The following is a 26,577-nucleotide window of genomic DNA, read 5'->3' on the forward strand; positions in this document are numbered from 1 at the left end:
CGTCCGCCCCGGCCGGAGCCCCGGCGGACGCCCCCGAGGCCGCTGACGCCCCCGCCGAGCCCCTTACCGACCCCGGTTCCGCCCCGGCCGCCCCGGCCGCCGACGAGCAGCCGAGCCACAGCGAGCATCCGCTCGCCTCCTACGTGCTGCGCGTCAACGGCGCCGACCGTCCCGTCACCGACGTCTGGATCGGCGAGTCGCTGCTCTACGTCCTGCGCGAGCGCCTCGGCCTCGCCGGGGCCAAGGACGGCTGCTCACAGGGCGAGTGCGGGGCCTGCTCGGTGCAGGTCGACGGGCGGCTCGTGGCCTCCTGCCTGGTGCTCGCCGCCACCGCCGCGGGCAGCGAGGTCCGCACCGTCGAGGGCCTGGCCACCGGCGGCCGGCCCTCCGACGTCCAGCGGGCGCTGGCCGAGTGCGGGGCCGTGCAGTGCGGCTTCTGCGTGCCCGGGCTCGCGATGACCATGCATGACCTCCTCGAGGGCAACCACGCCCCCACCGACCAGGAGACCCGCCAGGCGATCTCCGGCAACCTCTGCCGCTGCTCCGGCTATCGCGGGATCCTCGACGCCGTACGCGAGGTCGTCGCGGGCCGCGAGGCCGCCGACGAGGCGGCGCAGGCGGAGCCGGACGGCGGAGCCGACGCCCACCAGGACCCGGCCCGTATCCCGCACCAGACGGGACCGCACGGCATCACCGGCAACGGGAGCGTCAACGGAAGCGGTAGCGGCAGCGGAAGGGCATCGGCATGACCGGAATCGCGGACGGCGGGGGCGCCGTCACCGTCACCCCCGCCGCCGGAACGCCCATCCAGCCCCCGTCCACCATGGGCCTCGGGGTGTCCCTGCCGCCCGCCGACTCGGCGGCCAAGACCTCGGGCACCTTCCCGTACGCGGCCGACCTGTGGGCCGAGGGGCTGCTGTGGGCCGCCGTGCTGCGCTCCCCGCACCCGCACGCCCGCATCGTCTCCATCGACACCACGCAGGCCGACGCGATGCCCGGCGTACGGGCCGTGGTGACCCACGCCGACGTGCCCGGCGACGCCTCCCACGGCCGCCGGGTCGCCGACCGTCCGGTCTTCGCCAAGGAGCTGGTCCGCCACCACGGCGAGCCCATCGCCGCGGTCGCCGCCGACCACCCCGACACGGCCCGGCTGGCGGCCGCCGCCATCGCCGTCGAGTACGAGGTGCTGGAGCCGGTCACCGACCCCGAGCAGGCGTTCTCCGCCGAGCCGCTGCACCCCGACGGCAATCTGGTCCGCCATATCCCGCTGTCCTTCGGCGACCCGGACGTGGTCGGCGAGGTCATCGCCGAGGGGCTGTACCGCATCGGCCGTCAGGACCCGGCGCCCATCGGCGCCGAGGCGGGCCTCGCCGTGCCGCGCCCCGACGGCGGGGTGGAGATCTACACCGCCTCCACCGATCCGCACGCCGACCGCGACCTGGCCGCCGCCTGCTTCGGTCTTGAGCCGGAACGGGTGAAGGTCGTCGTCACCGGCGTCCCCGGTGCCATGGGCGAGCGCGAGGACCCGGGGATGCAGTTGCCGCTCGGGCTGCTGGCGCTGCGCACCGGCCATCCGGTGAAGCTGGCCGCCACCCGTGAGGAGTCCTTCCTCGGCCACGCCCACCGCCACCCCACCCTGCTGCGCTACCGCCACCACGCGGACTCCCAGGGCAAGCTGGTCAAGGTCGAGGCGCAGATCCTGCTGGACGCCGGGGCCTACGCCGACTCCTCGGGCGACACCCTGGCCGCCGCCGTCTCCTTCGCCTGCGGCCCCTACGTGGTCCCGCACGCCTTCATCGAGGGCTGGGCGGTGCGCACCAACAACCCGCCCTCCGGCCATGTGCGCGGCGAGGGCGCGATGCAGGTGTGCGCGGCGTACGAGGGCCAGATGGACAAGCTGGCGGCCAAGCTGGGCATCGACCCCCTCGAGATCCGGATGCGCAATGTGATGGCCACCGGCGATCTGCTGCCCACCGGACAGACGGTCACCTGCCCGGCCCCGGTCGCCGAACTGCTGCAAGCCGTAAGGGACGCACCACTGCCCGCCCTCCCCAAGGACGACCCCGAGGAGGAGTGGCTGCTGCCGGGCGGCCTGGAGGGCGCGGGCGACCCGGCCGCCGTGCGGCGCGGGGTCGGCTACGCCCTGGGCATGGTCCATATGCTCGGCGCCGAGGGGGCCGACGAGGTCTCCACCGCCACCGTCAAGGTCACCGGCCCGGTGGCCACCGTGATCTGCGCGGCCGTCGACACCGGCCAGGGCTTCGCCACCCTGGCCCGCCAGATCGTCCAGGACGTCCTCGGTATCGAGGAGGTCCATATCGCGCCCATCGACACCGATCAGCCCCCGGCCGGGCCCGCCTCGCGCGGCCGCCACACCTGGGTCTCCGGCGGTGCGGTCGAGCGGGCCGCGAAGATGGTCCGCACCCAGCTTCTCCAGCCCCTCGCGCATACCTTCGGCATGTCGACCGAGCTGCTCAGCATCGCCGACGGCAAGATCACCTCGTATGACGGGGTGCTCAGCACCACCGTCGAGGAGGCCCTGGAGGGCAAGGAGCTGTGGGCCACCGCGCAGTGCCGTCCGCATCCCACCGAGCCGCTGGACGAGACCGGGCAGGGTGACGCCTTCGTCGGGCTCGCCTACTGCGCGGTGCGCGCCGTGGTGGACGTCGACATCGAGATCGGCGCGGTAAGGGTCGTCGACATGACGGTGGCGCAGGACGTGGGCCGGATCCTCAACCCGCGGCAACTGAGGGCCCGTATCGAGGCGGGCGTCGCCCAGGGCATCGGCGCGGCCCTCACCGAGAACCTGCGCACCTCGCGCGGTGTGGTCCGGCACCCGGACCTGACCGGCTACGCCCTGCCGACCGCCCTGGACGTCCCGGACATCCGCATCGTCAAGCTGATCGAGGAGCGGGACGTGGTGGCCCCCTTCGGCGCCAAGCCGGTCAGCGCGGTGCCGGTGGTCACCTCCCCGGCGGCGGTGGCGGCGGCGGTCCGCGCGGCCACCGGGCGTCCGGTCAACCGCCTCCCGATCCGCCCCCAGGCGGCGGTCGTCAACCGGGGCTGAGCGCTCCGCGGCGCCCGCGGAAGAGGCCGCGGGCGGGCCCGCCGCCCGTGCCTCGCCGCCCGCGGCGCGGGACGTAGCGAGACGTGTCGCGGGACGTAGCGAGACGTGTCGTCGCGGAATTGTCCGAGATGTGTAACAGAGGGATCCCTTCCCGCCTCAACTCCATCCTCATGGTTGCGAAAGCGACACAGGAGACATGGGGAGCGAGGCGGACATGGCGCGGCACCGGAGCATGGGGGCGAACGGCCGGATACTGGTGGCGGCGTGCGGTGTGATGGGGGTGGCCGCCCTGGCCGCCGTGTGGACCGCCCAGGCCGGAACCGCCGAGGCGGACCCGGGTGCGTCACCGGCGCCGAAGCCGACGCCGATCGTCGGTCAGACCTCCAAGCCGGACCCTGAACTGCCCGCTCCCGTGGTCAACATGGACATAGCCCACGGCTCCGACAAGGGCGCCAAGGGCGTCAACATCACGATCGACGACGGTCCTGATCCGACCTGGACCCCGCAGGTCCTCCAGGTGCTCGAGGCCAACGGCGTCAAGGCCACCTTCTGCATGGTCGGCCCGCAGGCCCAGGCCCATCCGGACCTGGTCAAGGACGTGGTCGCGGACGGGCACCGGCTGTGCGACCACTCCATGTCGCACGACACGACGATGGACACCAAGTCATCCGCCTACCAGTCCCGGGAGATCCTGGACGCCCAGCGAATGATCACCAAGGCGTCAGGGGGCGTCAAACCGCTCTACTACCGTGCCCCGGGCGGTGCGTTCACCCCGTACAGCCGTCAGATCGCCGCCTCGCAGGGCATGCGGCCGCTGGGCTGGAACGTGGACTCCAAGGACTTCAAGCAGCCGGGGGTCGCGGCCATGGTCAACACCGTCAAGAACGAGATCTCCAACGGCCCCACCGTGCTCTTCCACGACGCGGGCGGCGACCGCGGCCAGACGGTCGAGGCACTGCGCCAGGTCCTGCCGTGGCTGAAGCAGCAGGGATACAGCTTCGGCTTCCCGGTGCGCTGACGGCCGTTCCCGCGGCCCGCACCGCTGGGCCGGTGCTGTGTCCGTCCCCGGCGGGCGGATGGCGCCCACCGGCGACGGACAGCGGCCTCAGGCCGGCGGCGGACCCGTCAGGGCGGGCTCGTGCTCGCCCTCGCGGGCCGTGAACGGGCACTGCCATTCCGCGGGCTTCGGGCGGCCGGAGTAGCGGCGGGCCTCGGAGAGCTCCTCGTACTCGAGCAGGTTGGGGTTGATATCGCCCTGGAGCTGGATGTCCTGCTTGCGGATCTTCTCGGCGAGCCGGTCCCACATCTTGGCGCCCTTGATGCGGTCGAACTGCTCATGCGAGTTGAAGGCCAGCATCGGGAAGGGAGGACGGCGGCCCCAGCGGCGGTGGGTCTCGTGCAGGCCGATGACGAAGAAGCGGTGACCGGCGACGCTGTAGGCGAAATCCCTGGCCTGCGGATCGGACGAACAGCCCTCGGCCCAGCGATAGGACCGGGAGTCCTGTTCGTGGAGAAGCTGGAGCTGTTCCCACAGCAGCTCCTCGAACCGCAGTTCATCCACCCCGCGAGGTTGCTCGAAGGTCGCGATGAAGCTCGTGAACGACCGGTGGCTCCAGTCGGCCGAGTCCACGAAATCCGCGAGATCGAGTGCCATCAGCCGGGCCGAATGGTCGGATCCCATCAGGTCGTAGTGCCGATGGGTGATGCCACCCTTGCGCCAGGCGGACCGTCCGGCCAGGCAGGCGAATCGTTCCCCCAGAATGAACCGCTCGACCTCGTCCGTCGCGTCCACTGTCATGGCCAGCCTTCCTTCCAACTACGTGCCTCCTCGCCGGGAGCTCATCTCCTTCTCCACATGAAGGCGCCCACCCTGCTCACCTGCGCAGGAGCGCAGGAGAACGAGATGGGGCGCCTGGCTGAATTGTGATCGGCGAGGACCCGATCGGCGAAATCCGGCCGCCGGCCGCCGTCCCGGAGGCGGGGGCGCGCCTTCTCGACCAGCGAAGTGTTCCCCGGGCCGGGCCGCCTCCGAGGGAGCGGCCCGGCCCCTGAGCCCCGGCCCATCAGCTCCGGGCGCGGTCCAGCGCCGCCGCCACCACCGGGCCGATCCGGGCCAGGGACTCCTCCCGCATCATCCGGTAGTGGTGGTCGGGGACGCCGTGCACCGTAAGGGCGCCGTCCACGAAGGAGAGCCAGGCGTCCGCCACATGCAGGGGATCGCGCCGGTAGCCGGGGATCTCCTCCATGGCCCGAAACACCAGCATGTCGCCCTGGAACCGGTCGGGCGCGAACTTCCGCATCAGCTCCTGGTCATTGAGCAGGATGTCGAGCAGCGGGAAGCCGGCCTCGCCCTCCAGCAGCCGGGCGGGCAGCCCGGTCTCCCGGCAGAGGTCGGCCACCAGGTCGGCGGTGCCGTCCGCCCCGTCGGGGTGTGCCTCCAGCCAGCCCGGCGCGAAGATGTCGCCGCCCCCGATGTCGTCGAGCAGCACCCCCAGCCACTGACGCTTGCCGAGCTCCGGTGCCTCGGGCAGCGCCTGGGCGTTGTCGGGGTAGGCGTCGATCACGGCCAGCACGGCGACCTCCTCGCCGTCGGCCTGTAGCCGGGTGGCCATGGCGTGTGCGATCAGCCCGCCGAAGGACCAGCCGAGCAGATGGTACGGACCGGTCGGCTGGACGGTCCGGATCTGCCGCAGATAGTCGGTGGCCATCTCCTCGACGCTCGCCGGGAGGATGTCCGGTTCGGTCAGCCCGCGCGCCTGGAGGGCGTACACCGGCTGGTCCGGGGCGAGATGGCGGAGCAGCCCGGTGTACGACCAGCCGAGGCCCCCGCCGGGGTGGACGCAGAACAGCGGCGGTCGCCGCCCCTCGCCGCGCAGCGGCAGCAGGATGTCCAGCGGCTGCTGCCGCTGCGCCTCGGCCGGTCCCGCGGCGTCCAGGCGGGCCACCAGCCGGGCGACGGTGGGCGCCTCGAAGAGGTCGCGCATCGACAGCTCGGTGGCCAGCGCGGCGCGGGCCTGGCTGGCCAGTTTGGAGGCGAGCAGCGAATGGCCGCCGAGCAGGAAGAAGTCGTCGTCGATGGTGACGCCGTCGACCCCCAGGACCTCGCCGAAGAGCGCGCACAGCGTCTCCTCGCGCGGGGTGCGGGGCGCCCGTCCGCCCGTGGCCGCCTCGAAGGAGGGCGCGGGCAGCGCGGCCCGGTCCAGCTTGCCGTTGGCGTCCAGGGGGAGGGCGCCGAGCACCACGACCGCGCTGGGCACCAGGTGCTCGGGCAGCGTCTCGCCCAGCGCCTCGCGGGCCGCGGCGGCGTCCGGCGGGGTGTCCCCGGCGGCCGTCACATAGGCGACCAGCCGCTGGTCGCCGGGCCGGTCGGTGCGGATCGCCGCGGCGGCCTCGGCGACCTGGGGGAGCGTCCGCAGCGCCGCCTCCACCTCGCCCAGCTCGATACGGAAACCGCGCAACTGGACCTGGCCGTCGGTGCGGCCCACGTACTCGACGTCGCCGTCCGGCAGCCGGCGGGCCAGATCGCCGGTGCGGTACATCCGGGTGCCGGGCGGGCCGTAGGGGTCGGCGACGAACCGCTCGGCGGTCAGGGCCCGGCGGCCCAGATAGCCGCGGGCCAACTGCGCCCCGGACACGTACAGCTCGCCGGTGACCCCGGCCGGGCACGGCTTCAGGGCGGTGTCGAGGACGTACATCCGGGTGTTCCACACCGGCCGGCCGATCGGCACCGGCCCCTCGCCGCCGGGCGCGGAGGGGTGGTGGGCGATCTGGATGGTGGTCTCGGTGGGCCCGTAGAGGTTGTTCAGCGGCACGCCGGGGAACCGCTCGTGGAACCGCTCGGCGGTCTCGCGCGGCAGCGCCTCACCGCCGCTGGAGGCCCGTCGCAGGACGCCCGCGCAGGCGTCGGCGGCGGCCGGGTCGGCGAGGAACGCCTGGAGCATCGACGGCACGAACTGGAGCGCGGTGATGCCCTGTTCGCGCACCGTGCGCGCCAGATACGCCGGGTCCTTGTGGCCGCCGGGCCTGGCGACCACCAGGGTCGCGCCGCTGAGCAGCGGCCAGAAGAACTCGCAGACCGAGGCGTCGAACCCGGCCGGGGTCTTCTGGAGCATCCGGTCCCCGGGGGCGAGGCGGTAGGCGTCCTGCATCCACTCCAGGCAGTTGGCGACGGCCCGGTGGGGCACCAGGACGCCCTTGGGGCGGCCGGTGGAGCCCGAGGTGTAGATGATGTACGCGGGGTGCTCGGGGTCGATCGCCACCGCCGGAGCGGACACGTTCGCCGCGCCCTCGGTGCCGGTGATGTCCACGACGTCCAGCAGCAGCTTCCCCACACCGTGGCGCGCGGGCAGCGCCCCGGCGCTGTCGGAGCGGGTGACCACGAGGGCCGGGTCCGCGTCGTCGAGCATGTACGCCAGCCGCTCGGCCGGGTAGTCCAGGTCCAGGGGCAGATACGCGGCCCCCGTCTTCAGTACCGCGATCAGCGCGATGACCAGGTCGGCCGAGCGGGGCAGGGCCACGCCGACAGTGCGCTCGGGCCCGGCGCCGCGCGCCATGAGCACCCGGGCCAGCCGGTTCGCCGCCCGGTCCAGCTCGGCGTAGCTGAGCCCGGTGTCATCCACGGTGTCGGCGCGGACCAGGGCCTGGGCGTCGGGGGTCCGGGCGGCCTGGGCCGCCAGCAGTTCCGGGAGGAGGGCGCCGGAGGTCGGATGCGCCGTCTCGCCCGGTGCGTCCAGGACCCGCTCGCGCTCCTCGGCGGACAGCAGCTCCAGGGAGCCGACGGTGCGCTGGAGGTCGGAGATGTCGGAGAGGGAGCGCAGCAGGCCGAGATAGCGCTCCCGGTGGGCGATGAGGGCGTCCTCGGTGTAGAGGTTGGAATTGGCGTTGAGGTCGATGCGGATACCGGTGCCGTCGGACCGGTCGTATCCCATGATCGAGAGGTCCTCGACGGTTCCGTTGGAGAGGTTGTGGCCCTTGACCCGGTGACCGGCGAAGTGGAAGTCGTAGTCGTACGTCATGATGTTGACGTGCGGGCCGAGCAATCCGTTTCCGCCGTCCGGAAGTCGCAGATCCCGGGCCAGGTCGATACGGCGGTAACGCTGATGCCGCAGGGCCTGCCTGACTTCCCGTGAGATCTGCCGTACCAGCTCCCGTATTCGCATATCGGCACGCACCTGGATGCGCAGCGGCACCACATTGGCGAACATCCCCGGAATGGCACGGGCGGTGGCATCGGTACGGCCCGAGACCGGCAGCGTCAGAATGATGTCCGATTTACCGGTCAATCGATGCAGATAAAGGGAGGTCGCCGCGATGATCATAGCCGACCAGTGGGTGGCGTATTTACGCGCGGCGGCCCGCAGCTCGACCGCTTCCTCCTCGGTCAGGTAGGCGGTCTGCCGGAGGACGGTGGACAGTTCCCTGGTGGGGTGGGTGGAAAGCCGCGCGGGGCGCGGGGAATCGCCGACGTGTTCCAGCCAGTACGCGCGGTCTTTGGCGAAATCCGGCGAGGCCCGGTATTCCGCGTCCTGGTCCACCATCGCCTGGAGCGAGCCGAAGACCGTTTCTCCCTCGGCCACTTCCCCTTCGGCCGCTTCCCCCTCGGCCGGTTCGGTCCCAGCCATGAGCGCGGTGTACACCTCGGCGGTCCGCCGGCCCAGCAGGGCGGCCGATCCGGCGTCCGAGACGATGTGGTGGGTGCCCTGGTACCAGAGGAAGCACTCGGGCTCGACCTTCAGCAGGGCGAAGGAGAACGCCGGGTAGTCGCCCAGCTTGAGCGCCCCCGTGGCCAGGTCGTTCTTCATCCACCGCTCGGCCGCGGCCCAGGGGTCGGCCTCGCGGGTGAGATCCAGCTTGGGCAGCTCCCAGTCGGTCACCGGGTCCAGGATCTGCCAGGGCTCCCCGTCGTCCTCGCCGACCCGCACGTTGTAGGGCTCGGCCTCCGCCACGGCCCGGCGCAGCGCCCGTTCGAATATCTCGGTGTCTATCGGTCCTTGTATCTCCAGGTACTCGCCGACCCTGAAGGTGGTGCTCTCCGGCGGCTCCAGCTTCTCAATGAACCAGATCTCACTCTGGCCGGTCGAGAGCGGCAGTCGGGCGGCCGGTGCGGCGGGCTGCACATTTCCCCCATTGAGGATGGAACCACGGTCGAAAAAGGTGCCTGTCGACCGGGAGTCGTTTTCCACGCGGCCGCAGGCACCACACTGACCCTATGAGACGGAATTGCACTCAGTGAGGGGGTCAGGAGACCGTTCGGTGGCGAGAGTGTGAAAATCGCCGAAGCCCTGGGGATTTACCTGGGTATCGCGGTGCCGAGACGGCCGGATGGCCTGGATGAGCATGCGTCAGGAGGGTGCGTGTGTCCAGAGCATGTCCAAGAGTTCACCCAGCGGCAACGCATTGCGCGGACGCCCGTGAGGGCGCCCGCGCAAGGTGTGCGGAGGCCGTGGCGGGAATCGAACCCACGTAACTCGATTTGCAGTCGAGCCCCTCAACCACTCGGGCACACGGCCGTTGTCGTGCTCTGTTCCCGACGATAGGACGGGGGTAGGGCGGGCACAACGGCGAGGCGGGGGCTGCCATACGACTGACACACTGCGTTCATCACGGCGCGGGGCGAGCCGCCAGGAAGTCCTCGACCACCTGGCGGAAGAGGTCCGGGTCGTCGACCCACGGATAGTGGCCCACCCCCGGCAGGGGCCGCGCCTGCCCGTCCGGGAAGGACTCGGCGACCAGCTCCCCGGCCCGCATCCCGGTCACCGCGTCCCGGTCGCCGGTGATCGCCAGCACCGGGCACGGCACCTCGCGCAGCCGGGCCAGCACCGCGCGCCGCCCCGCCTCGTCGACGCCCTGCCAGAAACCGGCCCGCGGCACCGGCCCGAGCTGCTCGCCCTCGCTCTCGGCATGCGCCCGCTGGGGCTCCTCCCAGCGGCCGTACGCCATGGGGGCGGCCTGGAGCAGCAGCCTGCGGACCTCGGCGAGGTCGGTGGTGTCGGGCAGCAACTGGACCGCCGCATACGCCTCCTGCCACCAGGGCTCGTCGGCGCGGGACTCGAAGATCTCCCGGGCGTCCTCGGGGAGTTCGCCCTGGAGCCGTGCGCCCGGGCAGACCACGATCAGCCGGCCGAGCCGCTCTGGGTGGGCGGCCGCGTACGCCTGGGCCGTCGCGGCGGCCGCGTCATGGGCGAGCAGCGGGAAGCGGGCGAGGTCCAGATGGCGGCGGAGCGCCTCGAGGTCCTCGGCGAGCCCCGGGAAGGCGTAGCCACTGGGGTCGACGGCCGGTGGGGAGTCCCCGGTGCCGCGGCTGTCGGGGATGACGAGGGTGTGATGGGCGTTCAGCCCGCCGAGGTCGCCCAGATACGCGGCGCTGCGCCCCGGCCCGCCCGCCAGGCAGATCAGCGGCGGGCCCGCTGAGCCGTCCCGGGCCTCCAGGACGCGGTAGGCCAGCTCGGTTCCGTCGTACGAGGTGTAGTGCGGCATGAAGTCAGCTTGCCCCAGCATCGTCATCTTGACCGTGCTTGGCCGGGGGGCGTGGTGTGCCGGATGTGGCGCGTGTGCCGTGACCGGCCGTCCGTATGCCGCGGCCCGCGGTCTGCGTGACGCAAAGGCCGCGGCCCGTGGTCTGTGTGACGCAAAAGCTCCGGTTGGGGCGATCTTGCGCGGACCCAAATTACGCTTATGGTTTCCGTTCGCTTCTCCGTATGATGCGAATGTGTTCGATTCCCGGCACGTCAAGACGTTCCACGAGGTGGTCCGCTCCGGCTCCTATTCCGGGGCCGCCCGCGCGCTCGGCTACACCCAGCCGGCTATCACCCAGCAGATGAAGGCGCTGGAACGGGCCGTCGGCAGTCCGCTGTTCATCCGGGTCGGCCGGGGGATGCGGCTGACCGAGGCGGGGGAGACCCTCGCCCGTCACGCCGACACCATCCTGACCAGCATCTCCACCGCCCAGCAGCAGATGAGCGCCATCACCCGGCTGCGCTCGGGCCGGGTGCGGGTCTGTGCCTTCCCCAGCGCCAACGCGACCCTCATCCCCGAGGCCATGGCCCGGCTCGCCGCCGCCCATCCGGGGGTGCGGGTGGAGCTGCTGGAGGGCGAGCCGCCGGACTCGCTGGGGCGGGTGGTGCGCGGGGAGTGCGACATCACGCTCGCCTTCACCTATCCCGGGCTGCGCGAGGAGACCCCCGCCGAGCTGGTGGAGATCCCGCTGCTGGAGGACCAGCTCACGGTGCTGCTGCCGAGCGGGCATCCGCTGGCCAGACGGCGGGCGGTCAAGCTGGCGGAGCTGAGCGAGGAGCGCTGGATCGCCGGATGCCTGCGGTGCCGCGCCAACTTCCTGCACGAATGCGCGGAGCAGGGCTTCGCCCCGGACATCGCCTTCACCACCGACGACAATCTGGTGGTGCAGAGCATGGTCGCGGCGGGGCTGGGCGTGGCGATGATGCCGGGGCTGGTGCTCTCGTTCCTGTGCCACCAGAAGGTCGCCGGGCGCGCCCTGGACCCCGCCTCGCGCCGCCATGTCTCGGCGTATGTGCTGCGCGAACATCTGGAGATACCGGCCACCGCGCGAGTGCTGGAGGAGCTGAAGACCGTGGCGGGGAACCGGGTGGGGTGCTGAGCCCGGCCGTGCGCTGACCGCTTATCCATAAGCAGAATTTGGAACGGGCTCAAGAATCTGTCGTTGGACGTGATGGAGCGGGCGGCGGGACGCTGCCACCATGAGCACCCCGACCGCGTATCCGTCCTCCCGTCTTCTCACGGCCCGCCTCGGCGAGCTCGTCGGCGACGTCCGCGAGGCCGTCGACCGGGGGTTGGCGCCCGATGTGACCGCCTATCTGGTCGGCGAGCGGCTCGCGCCCCACCTCGGCGCGGCCGATCTGCTCACCCCGGAGCAGTGCGAGGGCGACCCCGACCGCTACCGCCAGCATGTTCTGCACGCCGAGCCCGACGGCAGCTTCTCGATCGTCGCGCTGGTGTGGCTGCCCGGTCAGCGCACGGCGATCCATGACCATGTGTCCTGGTGTGTGACCGGCGTCCACGAGGGCGAGGAGCACGAGCGGCGCTACCGCCTCGTCCCCGACGGTCCGGGTTCGCGGCTGATCGCGGTGGAGGACGTGGTCAACCCGCGGGGCGCGGTGTGCGGTTTCGCGCCGCCCGGAGATATCCACAGGGTGTGGAACGCCTGTGGGACGAAGGCGATATCGATCCATATCTACGGCGCGGACATCGCCCGCCTGGGCAGCAGTGTCCGGCGGGTCTACGACCTCCCGACGGCGGACGAGGTCCAGGGCCTTCCGACGGCGGACGGCCAGTGACGCTGACCGCCGCGCCCGGCCGGGCGCGGCAGGCTGCCGGATGGCGGCCGCCCGCCACGGCGTACGGGCTCGGGCTCGCCGTGGCCGGGGTCGCGGCCGCCTGGGGCGTCCACTGGCTGCTGCCCGCCGTACCCCTGCTGACCGCCTCGGTGGTGCTGGGCATCGTCGCGGCCCATCTGCCCGGGTCGCGCGGACTCGTCCGGGGCGTCTGCCGTGCCGGGCTCTCCTTCGCCGGGAAGCGGCTGATGCGGCTCGGCATCGTGCTGCTCGGCCTCAAGCTCAGCCTGAACGATGTGCTGGGCCTCGGCTGGGCCACCGTGGCGATGATCCTGGGCGTGGTCACGGCCACCTTCTTCGGCACCTGGTGGCTCGGCCGCCGGATGGGGCTGCGCGGCGATCAGCCGCTGCTGATCGCGACCGGCTACTCGATCTGCGGGGCCTCCGCGATCGGCGCGGTGAGCGAGGTGTCGGACAGCGACGAGCGCGATGTGGCCACCTCCGTGGCGCTGGTGACGCTGTGCGGCACCCTCGCCATCGCCGTCCTGCCGCTGCTTCAGCACCCCTTGGGGCTGGACGACGTGGCGTTCGGCCGGTGGGTGGGCGCGAGCGTGCACGACGTGGGCCAGGTCGTGGCCACCGCGCAGACCGCCGGGCCCGCGGCGCTGGGCGACGCGGTGCTGGTCAAGCTGGTGCGGGTGGCCCTGCTCGCCCCGCTGGTCGCGGCGCTCGCGACGTCCGTACGGGTGCGGGGGCGCGCCAAGGCGGCGGCGGGCGAGGGGACGGCGACGGGCGAGGCGGCGAAGCGGCGGCCGCCGCTGGTGCCGCTGTTCGTCCTCGGCTTCCTCGCGATGACCGCCCTGCGCAGCACGGACCTCCTGTCCACCACCGCGCTGGACACCGCCGCCACGGCCCAGGAACTCCTCCTCGCCGCCGCCCTCTTCGGCCTCGGCAGCGCCGTCCACCTCCCCTCCCTCACCCGCACCGGCGCCCGAGTAGCGGCACTGGGACTGTGTTCATGGGTGGTGATCGCGGGAGCGTCGTACGCGGGGGTCCTGCTCACGACGTAAGGCGCGGGGCGCGGCCATCGACTGCCGGGGTTCGGGGTGCGGCCGGGAGTGCGGCCAGGGCTGTGCTGACCAGGGCCCGCTTCGCGGGCATCGCGCCCTAGGGCCAACGGCCGAGTGCGGTTCCGTCCCGCGACAGGTGTGATGTCCCGGTACGCCACTTACTCTGACGCCATGACCCCTCGCGACCCGCATGACGCCGACGCCGCCGTCACGGACAGCGCCGCCCCCCTGCCGCCCCGGGCGTCCCCCGTCCCTCCCGAGCCGCAAGACGGAGACCTGGACCCGGTCGTGGACCCGGTCGTGGACCCGGTCGTGGACCCGGCTCTGGACCCGGGCCTGGAGGGCGGCGGCGACACCGGCGACACCGTACTGGGGCGGCGCTTCCGCGCCCTCACCCTCGGCATCGTCACCGTCGTCTCCCTCATCGCCTTCGAGGCGAGCGCGGTCAATACGGCGATGCCGGTCGCGGCCCGCGCGCTGCACGGGGTCGAGCTCTACGCGTACGCCTTCTCCGCCTACTTCACCGCGAGCCTGTTCGCGATGGCGCTGTCGGGGGAGTGGTGCGACCGCAAGGGGCCGCTGGCGCCGTTGTTCACCGGGATCGCGGCGTTCGCCGCCGGGCTGCTGGTGGCGGGTTCGGCGCAGCAGATGTGGATGTTCGTGGGCGGCCGCGCGGTGCAGGGGATAGGCGGCGGGCTGGTGATCGTCGCGCTGTATGTGGTGGTCGGCCGCGCCTATCCGCAGCGGCTCCAGCCCGCCGTGCTGGCGTCGTTCTCCGCCGCCTGGGTGCTGCCGGTCATCGTCGGTCCGCTCGCCGCCGGGACCGTCACCGAACAGGTCGGCTGGCGGTGGGTGTTCCTGGCCATCCCGGTGCTGGTGCTGCCGCCGCTCGCGGTGATGCTGCCCGCGCTGCGCGCCCTGCCCCCGAGCGAGCGCTCCGCGGGCATGAACCGCCGCCGCATCCTCCTCGCGCTCGCCGTCGCGGCCGGCGCCGGGCTGCTTCAGTACGCGGGCCAGGACCTGAGCTGGCTCTCGCTCGTCCCGGCCGCCGCCGGTCTCGCCCTGCTCGTCCCCTGTGTGCTGCGGCTGCTTCCCGAGGGCACCTTCCGCGCGGCCCGCGGACTGCCGTCGGTGATCCTGCTGCGCGGGGTGGCGGCGGGGTCCTTCCTGGGGGCGGAGAGTTTCGTTCCGCTGATGCTGGTGACCCAGCGCGACCTGTCCGCGACCGCCGCCGGGCTCTCCCTCACCGGTGGCGGACTCACCTGGGCCCTGGGCTCGTACACCCAGAGCCGCCCCCGCCTGGAGCCGCACCGCGAACGGCTGATGGGCCTCGGCATGCTCTTCATCGCCGTGTCCATCGCCGCGGTGCTCCTGGTCCTCATCGACTCCGTCCCGGCCTGGATCGTGGCCGTGGCCTGGGTGATCGGCGGCTATGGGATGGGGCTGGCCATCTCCAGCGCGAGCGTGTTGCTGCTGAAGCTCTCGCGGCCGGAGGACGCGGGCAGCAACTCCGCCTCCCTCCAGGTCTCCGACGCGCTCGGCAACATCACGCTGGTCGGCCTCAGCGGTGTCCTCTTCGTCTCCTTCGGCGGCGGCGACATCGCCGCCACCGGCTCGACGGCCTCCCACCAGCCGGCCGCCTTCGGGGCGGTCTACGTGGCGATGGCGGCGGTGGCGCTGGTGGGGGCGTGGGTGACGACGCGGTTGCGGTCCGTCACTGTGTAGTACCATCTTGACCCCACTAGTGGTACCGTTTCGGTATGGCTATGAATCTCCGACTGCGCGACGACCAGCAAGAGGCGCTCAAGCAGCGGGCCGAGGAGGAGGGCCGCAGTATGCACGCCATAGTGCTTCAGGCGATCGATCGGTATCTCGAGCAAGAGGCGGACCGGGAGTCGGTCCAGCGCCTGGGGGCGAAGTACGCGGCACGCCACGCGGACCTTCTGCGGAGGCTGGGGGAGTAAGTGAAGTACCTGACGGTCCAGGAAGTGCTGGACCTGGCGGAAATCGCCTGCGGGGGGCAGCGGATCGCGGTGCGCGATCTGGGGTTGCTGAGTTCGGCTGTGCATCGTCCGCAGTCGCAGATGTTCGGCATAGAGGCGTACACCGACCACTTCGAGAAGGCCGCCGCGCTGCTCCAGTCGCTCGCCGTCAACCACCCGCTGGTGGACGGCAACAAGCGGATGGCGTGGATGTGCACGGTGGTCTTCCTCGATCTCAACGGCACCGAGATGCTCGACGTCGACCAGGACGAGGCGTACAAGCTGGTGGTCGGCGTGGCCGCGGGCGCGATCGAGGACGTGGCGGATATCGCGTCCAGATTGCGGAGGCTGCACGAGGCGATGTGAGTCTGATCCCACCCTCGGGTGGGATCAGCCCGTACCCCCGAGCGTGGACGATGGCACCGGTAGGCTGACGCGGTTCCCGATCGACCCGCCGAGCCAGCCCGACGGAGACCGTGAGTACTACTGCCGCCTCCACCAGCCATCACCTCTCGCCCGCCTTCCCCGGCCGGGCTCCTTGGGGTACCGCGAGCAAGCTGCGCGCCTGGCAGCAGGGCGCGTTGGACAAGTACATCCAGGAGCAGCCGCGGGACTTCCTCGCGGTCGCGACCCCCGGCGCCGGTAAGACCACCTTCGCGCTGACCCTCGCCTCCTGGCTGCTGCACCACCATGTCGTCCAGCAGGTGACGGTCGTCGCGCCGACCGAGCATCTGAAGAAGCAGTGGGCGGAGGCCGCCGCGCGGATCGGCATCAAGCTGGACCCGGAGTACAGCGCGGGTCCGCTCAGCCGGGAGTACCACGGGATCGCCGTCACCTACGCGGGCGTCGGCGTCCGGCCCATGCTGCACCGCAACCGGATCGAGCAGCGCAAGACCCTCGTCATCCTCGACGAGATCCACCACGCCGGCGACTCCCGCTCCTGGGGCGAGGCGTGTCTGGAGGCGTTCGAGCCGGCGACCCGGCGGCTGGCGCTCACCGGCACCCCGTTCCGGTCCGACACCAACCCCATCCCCTTCGTCACCTACGAAGAGGGCAACGACGGGATCCGGCGCTCCTCCGCCGACTACACCTACGGCTACGGCAACGCGCTCTCCGACGGTGTGGTGCGCCCCGTCATCTTCCTCTCCTACAGCGGCAATATGCGCTGGCGCACCAAGGCGGGCGACGAGATCGAGGCGCGGCTCGGCGAGCCGATGACCAAGGACGCCGTCTCCCAGGCGTGGCGCACCGCGCTCGATCCGCGCGGCGACTGGATGCCGAATGTGCTGCGCGCCGCCGACCACCGGCTGTCCGAGGTCCGTAAGGGCATCCCGGACGCGGGGGCGCTCGTCATCGCCGCCGACCAGGAATCGGCCCGTGCGTACGCCAAGCTGATCCGAGAGATCACCGGTGACAAGGCGACGCTCGTGCTCTCCGACGAGGCGGCGGCGTCCCAGCGGATCGAGGACTTCAGCCACTCCGACGACCGCTGGATGGTCGCGGTCCGCATGGTGTCGGAGGGGGTGGACGTGCCCCGGCTGGCGGTCGGGGTCTACGCGACCACCATCTCCACCCCGCTCTTCTTCGCCCAGGCCGTCGGCCGTTTCGTACGGTCGCGGCGGCGCGGCGAGACCGCGTCCGTCTTCCTCCCCACCATCCCGAACCTGCTCGGCTTCGCGGGCGAGATGGAGGTCGAGCGCGACCACGTCCTGGACAAGCCGAAGAAGGACGGCGAGGAGGAGAACCCGTACGCGGAGGAGGAGAAGCTCCTCGAGGAGGCCGAGAAGCAGCAGGACGAGGACACCGGCGAACAGGACCAACTTCCCTTCGAGGCGCTGGAGTCGGACGCGGTCTTCGACCGGGTGCTGTACGACGGCGCCGAGTTCGGCATGCAGGCGCATCCGGGCAGCGAGGAAGAGCAGGACTACCTCGGCATCCCGGGGCTGCTGGAACCCGACCAGGTGCAGATGCTGCTCCAGAAGCGGCAGGCCAAGCAGATCGCGCACAGCCGCAAGAAGCCGGACGAGGAGGCGGATCTGCTGGAGCTCCCGGCGGAGCGGCGGCCGGTGGTCACCCACAAGGAGCTGCTGGAGCTGCGCAAGCAGCTCAACACGCTGGTCGGGGCGTATGTCCACCAGAGCGGCAAGCCGCATGGCGTGATCCATACCGAGCTGCGCCGGGTCTGCGGCGGCCCGCCGAGCGCGGAGGCGACGGCGGGGCAGATCCGCGAGCGGATCAAGAAGGTTCAGGAGTGGGCGACGCGCATGCGCTGACGCGCGGAGCTTTCCCGCCCCTGGCCCCGAGCCGGGGGCGGAGCCCCGGACACTCCCCGGCGCGCGACGTCGAGGTGCGGCTCGGCCGCGTGGCAGGGGTTTCGCTCCTGAACTCCGGGCTCGGGGGCGGAGCCCCAGTTGTGGGAAGGGGCGGGAAGGGGCGGGGAGGGGGAACAGCCCGCCGCAGGCGTTCCGCCCCGCGCAACCCCTTTTCGAAAAGTTTCATGAACCGGTCGTACGCCCCCCTTGCCAATCCGGATGAACCCGGTCGATTTGGGGTGCACTCCTGTCGTTCGCTTTGGCAGCTCTGCTCGGATTCTGGACAAACCCTTCCGCAAAGCGGACCGGCTCGCTAGCGTTCGGGCACGCACACGCCCCGTGGCAGCGCCGCCGCGGAGCGCAGCCGGTGCGTGACCACCGCGACCGGCGGCCTCTTCGCGCGCCGTCGTCGGGACCGGCGGGACACCGCGCGAAGCGCCGCCACTCATCACCGAGGAGGGGGCGTCGTGACCGCGGAGACCTCTCAGACGCTCGATCGGGGACTGCGTGTCCTCAAACTGCTCGCCGACACCGACCACGGGTTGACCGTGACCGAGCTGTCCAACAAGCTCGCCGTCAATCGCACCGTGGTCTACCGGCTGCTGGCCACCCTTGAGCAGCACTCCCTCGTCCGCCGGGACATCGGCGGGCGGGCGCGCGTCGGGCTGGGGGTGCTACAGCTCGGCCGCCAGGTGCATCCGCTCGTACGGGAGGCGGCGCTGCCCGCGCTGCGCTCCCTCGCCGAGGACGTCGGCGCGACCGCCCACCTCACCCTGGTCGACGGCACCGAGGCCCTCGCCGTGGCGGTCGTCGAGCCGACCTGGACCGACTACCACGTGGCCTACCGGGCCGGATTCCGGCATCCGCTCGACCGGGGCGCCGCCGGGCGCGCGATCCTCGCCGCCCGCGCCGGCCGCCCCGACGACCCCGGGTACGCCCTCACCCATGGCGAACTGGAGGCGGGCGCGAGCGGCGCGGCCGCCCCGCTCATCGGGGTGACGGGGATAGAGGGCAGCGTCGGAGTCGTCATGCTGTGCGACTCGGTACCGGACCGGGTCGGCCCACGGGTCGTCGACGCGGCCCGAGAGGTCTCGGACGCCCTGAGCTGAGCGCGCGGGGACAGCGGAGCGGCCCGGGCATGGCGACGTGACGCCGTCATGCCCGGTAGCCGGGGTGGCGCCGCATCCGTCCCGGCGGTCAACTAGATTCGCACCATGCCTGCCGTCTCCCCCCGCGCCCGCATCCTCGCGCTCTGCTCCGCGCCCGTGCTCGCCCTGCTCGCGGTGGCCGCGTTCGCGCCGCTGCCGTTCACCGTGGCCCAGCCCGGTTCGACCGTGAACGTCCTCGGCGCCGACCGCGGCAAGCAGGTGATCAGCATCTCGGGGAGCGGTACCCGCAAGACCAGCGGGCAGCTCCGGATGACGACGATCCTGGCCACCGGCCCGGACGCCACCGTGCGGCTGAAGGACGTGATCAGCGGCTGGTTCGCCACCGACCGTGCCGTCATGCCGCATGACTCGGTCTACGTCGGCGGCACCACCAAGGAGATCGAGCGGCACAACGCCGAGGAGATGCGGCAGTCCCAGTCCTCGGCCACCACCGCCGCGCTCGGCTATCTCCACCGCTCCCCGCGCGACGTCAAGGTCACCCTGCGGCTGGCCGACGTCGGCGGGCCGAGTGCCGGGCTGCTCTTCTCTCTCGGTGTGATCGACAAGCTGGACGGGGACGGCCGCGGCGGGGATCTCACCGGCGGCCGGACGATCGCGGGCACCGGCACCATCGACGCCAAGGGCAAGGTCGGGGCCGTGGGCGGGGTCCCGCTGAAGACGCAGGCCGCCAAGCGGGACGGCGCCACGGTCTTCCTGGTGCCGAAGGCCGAATGCGCCGACGCCACCGCCGAACTGCCCAAGGGGCTGCGGCTGATCCCCGTCACCACCCTCAAGGGTGCGGTGACGGCTCTGCGGGCGCTGCGGTCGGGCGGCGCGGTCCCGCACTGCTGAGCGGTGCCGCCGCCCGTTCCTCGACCGCCGTCCGCCCGTCCGCCGCCGTCCGCCCGTCCGCCGCCGTCCTCCCGTCCGCCGCCGTCCTCCCGTCCGCCGCCGTCCGCCCGCCCGCCGCCGTCCTCTCGTCCACCGTCGTTCCCTTGTCCACGGCCGCCCCCTCGTCCATCCCGCGCCACGCCGGGAAGATCAGCGGGCTGAGCGTGGCCAGGAAGTAGACCCCGCCCGTCACCAGGAAGGCGGCGGTCAGCCCCACCCCCTCCACCAGACATCCGGCCGCGAGCCCGCCGAGCGGCATCACCACCCACACCCCCGCGGTGAGCGCGCCCGAGACCCGGCTGCGCAGCTCATCGGGGACGGCCTCGTAGGTCACCGTGGTCAGGATCGGGTTGAGCATTCCCGCCGCGACCCCACTGGCCGCCATCGTCACCGCGAGCGGGGACACACCGGGGACGAACGCGGCGATCAGGAACCGCGGCAGTCCGCATACCAGGAAGCTCACCGCGAAGACGGTCCGGCGCGAGAAGCGGTCGCCCACCGCCCCGTAGAGCAGCGCCCCGATCAGCGCCCCGCCGCCGAACAGCGCGGTGAGCAGCCCCAGTTGGACCGATCCGCCCAGGTGCCGCTCGGCGTGGACGGGCAGCAGTACGGAGGACAGGCCCTGGTCGAGGCCGTTGGTGACCATGACCATCAGCACGATGGCCAGCAGCAGCCGGTGGTGCAGCAGAAAGCGGTATCCCTCGCGCAGCTCCGCGCGGTAGGCGCGGGCGGACACCGGCACGACGGGCTTGCGCGGCGCGGCGGCGGGCAGCCCGCGCAGCCCTGCCATGATCAGCAGCGCGGAGGCCGCGAACGTCGCCGCGTCCAGCAGCAGTACGGAGGGCGGCCCGAGCAGCGCGATCAGCAGCCCGCCGATCGCCGCGCCCAGCATCCGGGCGCCGCGCGAGGCCCCGTCGTAGAAGCTGGCGGCGCGGCTGAGGGTGGTGCCCGCCCGTTCGGCCAGTGCGGGGACGAGCACCTGGCGGGCGGTCTCGCCCGGTGCGTGGAGCAGTCCGCAGAACGCCATCAGCGCGCATAACTGCCAGAACCGCAGCAGCCCGGCGAAGTGCAGCACCGGAATCGTGGCGATGGCCACCCCGCACAGCGCGTCGGAGGCGATGGAGACCCGCCTGCGGCCGACCCGGTCGATCACCGGCCCGCCGATCACGGCGGAGACGACCACCGGCAGGGTCGCGCAGAAGGATACGAACCCGGCCTTGGCCGCGCTGCCCGTGGTCTCCAGGACGAACCATGGGACGGCGATCAGCGTCAGCGAATTGCCCGCGATGGAAACGGTGTTGGCGGCGAGGACGAGCATGAGCGGTCTTCGGTCACCGCTGTTTCCGTGGCGCTCTCTGTCCCCTGTGTCGTCGGCCATGTCATCGGCCATGTCAGTGGTCGAACCGCGCCGTCAGACCGGATTGCGGTAGCCGCGGCGTGGCCAGCCGCAGCCCCACCTCCACCAGCGTCCAGCCGACCCGGGCGCGCAGGGCCCGGGCGCGGGCGGGGCGGGTGCGGCGGCTCCGACGGTCGGGCCGGGGCGCCTCGTGAGCCTCGTGCTGGAGACGCTCGGCGCGTATTCGGTGGAGCCACAGATGGATCTCGTCGCCGTACATGTCGTTCCCCCCCAGGGATCGGTCAGTCCTCTTCGCGCGGGAAGGCATGCAGATGGACGCGGTACGGGGCGGAGCCCTCGGTGTCCCGGTCCACCTCCTTCTCGCGGTAGCTCTCGATCAGTTCATGCACCTTGTCGCGCAGTTCGCTGGCGAGTTCGGGCGTGAGACGCATAGCGAAGTCGCTCATGTCCGAAGCGCTGCGCCATGCTGAGGGCCAGTCGTGCATGGTGCTGAACCAGGTGGCCAGGTCCTGGCCGTGGATGGTGGCCCACTCGTGGAGCAGGGTGTTCATCGCTCCGCGTACGGCCGGGTCGGGGCTGGTCAGAAACCTGTCGGTACCCACCCGCACGCCCCGCTGCGCCGCCTTCCACCACCGCTCCCGCCCCTTGCCCCGTTCCGGATCGTCCTTGACGAAGCCGTGGGCGGCTAGCTGTCGCAGATGGTAGCTCGTGGCGCCGCTGGACTCGCCCAATCTGTCGGCCAGTTGGGACGCGGTGGCCGGTCCGTACTCGCGCAGCGCCCCGAGCAGACGTATCCGCAGCGGATGCGCGAGCCCGCGCAGGGAGCGGGGGTCGAGCACCCGGACGTCGTCGGGCGCAGGCTCTTCGTTCTGTGCCATGCGCGGCAGCGTAAGCATGCAAAGACTCAGTTGCAACACTTTCTTTGCAACTGAGTCTTTGGATCCGCTTCAGGAACCTCTATCCGCCCCGGCCCTCAGTCCCGCGCCGCCTGCCGCACCAGCGGAATGATCCGCAGCGGCACCGGGTTCTCCATCACGATCGTCGTCGAGGCCCGGACGATCCCCTCGAACCCCACCACCAGGTCGATCACCCGCTGAAGGTCGGCGTTGGAGCGGGCCACCAACCGGCAGAGCATGTCCCCGTGGCCCGTCGTGGTGTGCAGCTCCAGCACCTCGGGAACGGTCGCCAGATGGGCCCGTACGTCCGGCCCCTGCCCCTGCCTGATCTCCAGCGTCGCGAACGCGGTCACCGGATAGCCGAGCGCCGCCGGGTCCACCTCGGGGCCGAAGCCCCGGATCACCCCCTGTGCGCGCAGCCGGTCCAGCCGCGCCTGCGCCGTACCGCGGGCGACACCGAGGCGGCGCGACGCCTCCAGCACGCCTATCCGCGGCTCCTCGGCGAGCAGCTCGATCAGGCGGGCGTCGAGCCCGTCGATTCCCATCCGGTCCCCCCTTGAGGTCTCCGCGCTCCCTGTGACGTCATCTGTGACGGTAGTCACCATGTACAGGATGCTCTATGGGCGTCCGCTATGGCTATACACACTGACCAGCGTTTTCGCGAAGTGTTGCGCACCTTGAGCCATGGGAGGACGCTGCGAAGTATGACTGAGACGACAGAGATGCTGAAGCAGGGGGACGCCCGGCACGCCGACCCGTTCCCCGTGAAGGGGATGGACGCGGTCGTCTTCGCGGTCGGCAACGCGAAGCAGGCCGCGCACTACTACGCCACCGCCTTCGGGATGAAGCTCGTCGCCTACTCCGGTCCGGAGAACGGCAGCCGGGAGACGGCCAGTTACGTCCTCGTCTCGGGCAGCGCCCGCTTCGTGTTCACCTCCGTCATCAAACCGGTGAGCGCCTGGGGCCGCTTCCTGGCCGAGCATGTCGACGAGCACGGCGACGGAGTGATCGACCTCGCGGTGGAGGTGCCGGACGCGCGCGCCGCGTACGCGTACGCCGTGGAGCACGGCGCCGCCGGGATCGAGGAGCCGCGTGAGCTGGCGGACGAGCACGGCACGGTGGTGGTGGCCTCGATCCGCACCTACGGCGACACCCGCCACACCCTCGTCGAGCGCTCCGGCTACGACGGCCCGTACCTGCCCGGCTTCGCGGAGGCCGAGCCCATCGTCGACCCGCCCGCGCGGCGGAACTTCCAGGCCATCGACCACTGCGTCGGCAATGTGGAGCTCGGCCGGATGGACGAGTGGGTCCGCTTCTACAACGACGTCATGGGCTTCACCAACATGAAGGAGTTCGTGGGCGACGACATCGCCACCGAGTACTCCGCGCTGATGTCCAAGGTCGTGGCGGACGGCACCCGCAAGGTGAAGTTCCCGCTCAACGAGCCCGCGGTCGGCAAGAAGAAGTCGCAGATCGACGAGTATCTGGAGTTCTACGGCGGCCCCGGCGTCCAGCACATCGCGCTCGCCACCAACGACATCGTCGCCACGGTGCGGGCGATGCGCGCGGCCGGGGTGCGGTTCCTGGACACCCCGGACTCGTACTACGAGACCCTGGGGGAGTGGGTCGGCGACACCCGCGTCCCGGTGGAGACCCTCCATGAGCTGAAGATCCTCGCCGACCGCGACGAGGACGGCTATCTGCTCCAGATCTTCACCAAGCCGGTCCAGGACCGGCCGACGGTGTTCTTCGAGCTGATCGAGCGGCATGGCTCGATGGGCTTCGGCAAGGGCAACTTCAAGGCGCTCTTCGAGGCGATCGAGCGCGAGCAGGAGAAGCGCGGCAACCTCTGACCGTCACGCGGGGGGTGGGCGGCGGCCCGCCCCCCGCGTTCCCACTCACTCGTGTGCACATGCGCGGCTCATGCCAGAAAACCCGAACACCTGAATGGGAGCGCTTCCCCACCGTCTACACTCTCGGCGATCTGTTCACTCCAACACGGCGTGATCGCATGGGAGTTGTCGAGTATCAATGCACACGGAAAAGTACACCGCGGGTCGTTTGACCAGACGTAGGTTCACCCTCGGCGGGGGCGTGGCCGCGGCCGGTGCGCTCGGTGCCTTCGCCGCCCGCGCGGGGGCCGCCACCGTGGCGGGGGGCCGGTTCGATCTGTCGGTGCCCTCCACCCGGCTTCTCCGCGAGAAGACCCCGCACAACGCCACCGTGCTGCAATCCTTCGCGTTCGATGACGTGGGCGGCCATCTCTACACCGTCCAGCTCATGCAGGGCGGGATCCAGCTCAGCGGCGAATCCGCCCCCGTCTCCGGCGCCGACCGCGCCGCCCATGGCGATCTGTGCCTCACCAAGCTGTCCCTGGCCGGTGCGGAGCTGGGCTCCATGTACCTCAAGGGATTCGGGCACGGCGTCGCGATGGGCTGCGAGCCGGTCGGCTCCGCCGCCTATCTGTGGACCGAGTCGGACGCCAACCCCGACTCCGGCTACGGCCGCGCCATCAGCCGCTTCAAGTTCGCCGATGGCACCGTGCTGTCCTCCGGTTCGTCCTCGCTGGTCAAGCACCGCCCGGTGGCGGGCTCCACCAGCAACCAGCCCGCCGTCGACATGCTCAACCGCCGGCTGCTGCTGCGCTACCGCCTCGGCGGCGAGGTCCGCTACCGGCTGATGAGCCTGTCCGGGGTCAGCGCGGGCGACTACACCCCGGTGTACGACGACATACCCCAGACCGGCGTCGAGGACGGCGAGGTCTTCCAGGGCTGCACTGTCCTCGGCGACTACGCGTACCAGTTGACCGGCACCGCCTACACCGACGAGGACGGCGCCAACCCGCCCTCCGGCCACGGCAACACCTATGTCTCCTGTATCGATCTGCGCACCGGCGAACTCGTCCAGCGCGCCCGCACCGAGGCCGCCTACTCGCTCGGCTACCGCGAGCCCGAGGGCCTGGCCGTCCAGTTGTCCAGCCCCCGCCGGCTGTGCATGGGCTTCGCCTCCGGCGCCGCCGGAGACCGTAAGGTCAGCGTCTACTACAAGGCGCAGTAGACCGGCGATTTCGCGGTAACCCATCCGCTCCCGCGATCTTCCCCGCACGCTTCCCGGGTGCGAGGCTGGACATATGACGGACCTCATCGAGCTGCTGCGGGAGGGCCTCCCCGAGGAGGCCGTGCTGACCGACCCGGATGTGACCGGGGCGTACGCACACGACATGGCGAGCTTCTGCGAGGCGGGCGCGCCCGCCGTCGTCGTCCTCCCGCGCACCGTCGAGCAGGTGCAGCACGTCTGCCGCACCGCCACCGCGCTGCGTGTCCCGGTCGTGCCCCAGGGGGCGCGCACCGGCCTGTCGGGCGCGGCCAACGCGTCCGAGGGCTGCATCGTGCTGTCCCTGGTCAAGATGGACCGGATCCTGGAGATCAACCCGGTCGACCGGATCGCGGTCGTCGAACCGGGCGTGATCAACGCGACCCTGTCCCGCGCGGTCATGGAAAAGGGCCTCTACTATCCGCCGGACCCCTCGAGCTGGGAGCAGTGCACGATCGGCGGCAACATCGGCACCGCGTCCGGCGGGCTGTGCTGTGTGAAGTACGGCGTCACCGCCGAATACGTCCTCGGGCTCGATGTCGTGCTGGCCGACGGGCGGCTGCTGAAGACCGGCCGCCGCACCGCCAAGGGCGTCGCGGGCTATGACCTGACCCGGCTGTTCGTCGGCTCCGAGGGCAGCCTCGGCATCGTCGTCGGCGCGGTCCTCGCCCTCAAGCCCGCCCCGCTGGAGCAGCTCGTCCTGGCCGCCGAGTTCCCCTCCACCGCGTCCGCCTGCGACGCAATCTGCCGGATCATGGAGCGCGGCCACGCCCCCTCGCTGCTGGAGCTGATGGACCGCACGAGCGTCCGCGCGGTCAACGCGATGGGGAACATGGGTCTCCCGGAATCCACCGAGGCCCTGCTGATGGCGGCGTTCGACACCCCGGACCCGGCCCCCGATCTCGCCGCCGTCGCCGAGCTGTGCACGGCGGCCGGTGCGACGGAGGTGGTCCCGGCCGAGGACGCCGCCGAGTCGGACATGCTGCTCCAGGCCCGCCGGATGACGCTTCCGGCGCTGGAGGCGGTCAAGGGCGTCACCATGATCGACGACGTCTGTGTGCCCCGCTCCCGGCTCGCCGAGATGATCGACGGTACGGCCGCCATCGCCGAGAGGCACGGCCTCACGATCGGCGTCGTGGCCCACGCCGGGGACGGCAACACCCATCCGACGGTGTGCTTCGACCCGGCCGACCCCGACGAGTCGCGGCGGGCCCAGGAGTCGTTCGACGAGATCATGGCGCTGGGCCTGGAGCTGGGCGGCACCATCACCGGGGAACACGGCGTCGGCGTCCTCAAGCGGGACTGGCTGGCGCGTGAACTGGGGCCGGTGGGGGTGGAGTTGCAGCAAGGGATCAAGCAGGTCTTCGATCCGCTGGGCCTGCTCAACCCCGGCAAACTGTTCTGAGGCCGCCCGGACCCGGGGGTGGTCCGGACGGCCTCGGCTTCAGAACTT

22 protein-coding genes and 1 tRNA gene are annotated in these 26,577 nt (G+C 71.6%); 15 read left to right on the top strand and 8 right to left on the bottom strand.

Annotated features, from left to right (window positions below):
* The 3 genes from KN815_RS06580 to KN815_RS06590 form a co-directional block, all read left to right on the top strand.
* Window positions 1-749: (2Fe-2S)-binding protein (locus KN815_RS06580; protein ID WP_216340799.1), on the top strand; the 749-nt coding region annotated here is incomplete at its 5' end.
* Complete coding sequence (locus KN815_RS06585) at window positions 746-3,067, top strand: xanthine dehydrogenase family protein molybdopterin-binding subunit (RefSeq protein ID WP_216340800.1); 2,322 nt, start codon at window positions 746-748, stop codon at window positions 3,065-3,067. The genes KN815_RS06580 and KN815_RS06585, both read left to right, overlap by 4 nt.
* A 214-nt stretch (window positions 3,068-3,281) precedes the next feature.
* The gene (locus tag KN815_RS06590; RefSeq protein ID WP_216340855.1) at window positions 3,282-4,085 is read left to right on the top strand and encodes a polysaccharide deacetylase family protein; all 804 of its coding nucleotides are present in this window, start codon (window positions 3,282-3,284) and stop codon (window positions 4,083-4,085) included.
* 87 nt (window positions 4,086-4,172) lie between these two features.
* On the opposite strand, the gene gntA is transcribed toward KN815_RS06590, so the two are convergent.
* The 4 genes from gntA to KN815_RS06610 all read right to left on the bottom strand — a co-directional run bounded on the left by gntA (window position 4,173) and on the right by KN815_RS06610 (window position 10,564).
* Complete coding sequence (gntA, locus tag KN815_RS06595; protein WP_216340801.1) at window positions 4,173-4,865, bottom strand: guanitoxin biosynthesis heme-dependent pre-guanitoxin N-hydroxylase GntA; 693 nt, start codon at window positions 4,863-4,865, stop codon at window positions 4,173-4,175.
* A 265-nt stretch (window positions 4,866-5,130) separates the two neighbouring features.
* Window positions 5,131-9,183, bottom strand: coding sequence for a non-ribosomal peptide synthetase (locus KN815_RS06600; RefSeq protein WP_253208801.1), 4,053 nt, complete (start codon window positions 9,181-9,183; stop codon window positions 5,131-5,133).
* A gap of 321 nt (window positions 9,184-9,504) precedes the next feature.
* Window positions 9,505-9,576: transfer RNA gene (locus KN815_RS06605), tRNA-Cys, on the bottom strand.
* A 91-nt stretch (window positions 9,577-9,667) separates the two neighbouring features.
* Window positions 9,668-10,564 (bottom strand): alpha/beta fold hydrolase, encoded by an 897-nt coding sequence (locus KN815_RS06610; protein WP_253208802.1) that lies wholly within the window; start codon window positions 10,562-10,564, stop codon window positions 9,668-9,670.
* A gap of 211 nt (window positions 10,565-10,775) precedes the next feature.
* Between KN815_RS06610 and KN815_RS06615 the strand changes: the two genes are divergently transcribed.
* The 9 genes from KN815_RS06615 to KN815_RS06655 all read left to right on the top strand — a co-directional run bounded on the left by KN815_RS06615 (window position 10,776) and on the right by KN815_RS06655 (window position 19,739).
* Window positions 10,776-11,681 carry a LysR family transcriptional regulator gene (locus KN815_RS06615; protein ID WP_216340802.1) on the top strand — a complete coding sequence of 302 codons (906 nt, stop codon included), beginning with the start codon at window positions 10,776-10,778 and terminating at the stop codon, window positions 11,679-11,681.
* A gap of 100 nt (window positions 11,682-11,781) precedes the next feature.
* Window positions 11,782-12,378, top strand: a complete 597-nt coding sequence (locus KN815_RS06620; RefSeq protein ID WP_216340803.1) for a cysteine dioxygenase family protein — start codon at window positions 11,782-11,784, stop codon at window positions 12,376-12,378.
* 2 nt (window positions 12,379-12,380) lie between these two features.
* Entirely contained in the window at window positions 12,381-13,445 is a 1,065-nt protein-coding gene (locus KN815_RS06625) for a YeiH family protein (protein WP_372458282.1), read from the top strand.
* A gap of 171 nt (window positions 13,446-13,616) precedes the next feature.
* Window positions 13,617-15,170, top strand: a complete 1,554-nt coding sequence (locus KN815_RS06630; RefSeq protein WP_216340805.1) for an MFS transporter — start codon at window positions 13,617-13,619, stop codon at window positions 15,168-15,170.
* A 41-nt stretch (window positions 15,171-15,211) separates the two neighbouring features.
* Window positions 15,212-15,409, top strand: a complete 198-nt coding sequence (locus KN815_RS06635) for a ribbon-helix-helix protein, CopG family (RefSeq protein WP_014061073.1) — start codon at window positions 15,212-15,214, stop codon at window positions 15,407-15,409.
* Complete coding sequence (locus KN815_RS06640; protein WP_216340806.1) at window positions 15,410-15,793, top strand: type II toxin-antitoxin system death-on-curing family toxin; 384 nt, start codon at window positions 15,410-15,412, stop codon at window positions 15,791-15,793.
* A 110-nt stretch (window positions 15,794-15,903) separates the two neighbouring features.
* Complete coding sequence (locus tag KN815_RS06645) at window positions 15,904-17,700, top strand: DEAD/DEAH box helicase (protein WP_216340807.1); 1,797 nt, start codon at window positions 15,904-15,906, stop codon at window positions 17,698-17,700.
* A gap of 506 nt (window positions 17,701-18,206) precedes the next feature.
* The gene (locus KN815_RS06650) at window positions 18,207-18,848 is read left to right on the top strand and encodes an IclR family transcriptional regulator (RefSeq protein WP_216340808.1); all 642 of its coding nucleotides are present in this window, start codon (window positions 18,207-18,209) and stop codon (window positions 18,846-18,848) included.
* Between the two features lie 105 nt (window positions 18,849-18,953).
* A complete protein-coding gene (locus KN815_RS06655; protein WP_216340809.1) occupies window positions 18,954-19,739 on the top strand; it encodes a S16 family serine protease in 786 nt (261 codons plus the stop codon).
* On the opposite strand, the gene KN815_RS06660 is transcribed toward KN815_RS06655, so the two are convergent.
* From KN815_RS06660 to KN815_RS06675, 4 genes are all read right to left on the bottom strand, one after another.
* Window positions 19,678-21,156, bottom strand: coding sequence for an MFS transporter (locus KN815_RS06660; RefSeq protein WP_216340810.1), 1,479 nt, complete (start codon window positions 21,154-21,156; stop codon window positions 19,678-19,680). The genes KN815_RS06655 and KN815_RS06660 overlap by 62 nt on opposite strands.
* Window positions 21,157-21,169: 13 nt before the next feature.
* Window positions 21,170-21,394, bottom strand: coding sequence for a hypothetical protein (locus KN815_RS06665; RefSeq protein WP_216340811.1), 225 nt, complete (start codon window positions 21,392-21,394; stop codon window positions 21,170-21,172).
* 22 nt (window positions 21,395-21,416) lie between these two features.
* Window positions 21,417-22,013: an ArsR/SmtB family transcription factor gene (locus KN815_RS06670; protein WP_253208803.1), complete on the bottom strand. Its 597-nt coding sequence runs from the start codon at window positions 22,011-22,013 to the stop codon at window positions 21,417-21,419.
* 95 nt (window positions 22,014-22,108) lie between these two features.
* Window positions 22,109-22,576, bottom strand: coding sequence for an Lrp/AsnC family transcriptional regulator (locus KN815_RS06675; RefSeq protein ID WP_216340813.1), 468 nt, complete (start codon window positions 22,574-22,576; stop codon window positions 22,109-22,111).
* Between the two features lie 159 nt (window positions 22,577-22,735).
* Here KN815_RS06675 and hppD point away from each other — a divergent pair, with 159 nt between their 5' ends.
* The 3 genes from hppD (at window position 22,736) to KN815_RS06690 (ending at window position 26,529) form a co-directional block, all read left to right on the top strand.
* On the top strand, window positions 22,736-23,884 hold the full coding sequence (gene hppD / locus KN815_RS06680) for a 4-hydroxyphenylpyruvate dioxygenase (RefSeq protein ID WP_216340814.1): 1,149 nt from the start codon (window positions 22,736-22,738) through the stop codon (window positions 23,882-23,884).
* Window positions 23,885-24,092: 208 nt separating this feature from the next.
* Window positions 24,093-25,088: a phage baseplate protein gene (locus KN815_RS06685; RefSeq protein ID WP_253208804.1), complete on the top strand. Its 996-nt coding sequence runs from the start codon at window positions 24,093-24,095 to the stop codon at window positions 25,086-25,088.
* A gap of 73 nt (window positions 25,089-25,161) precedes the next feature.
* Window positions 25,162-26,529 carry an FAD-binding oxidoreductase gene (locus tag KN815_RS06690; protein ID WP_216340816.1) on the top strand — a complete coding sequence of 456 codons (1,368 nt, stop codon included), beginning with the start codon at window positions 25,162-25,164 and terminating at the stop codon, window positions 26,527-26,529.
* Window positions 26,530-26,577: the final 48 nt, after the last annotated feature.

It is taken from the genome of Streptomyces niphimycinicus, from assembly GCF_018883605.1.
Taxonomy (GTDB): Bacteria; Actinomycetota; Actinomycetes; order Streptomycetales; family Streptomycetaceae; genus Streptomyces; species Streptomyces niphimycinicus.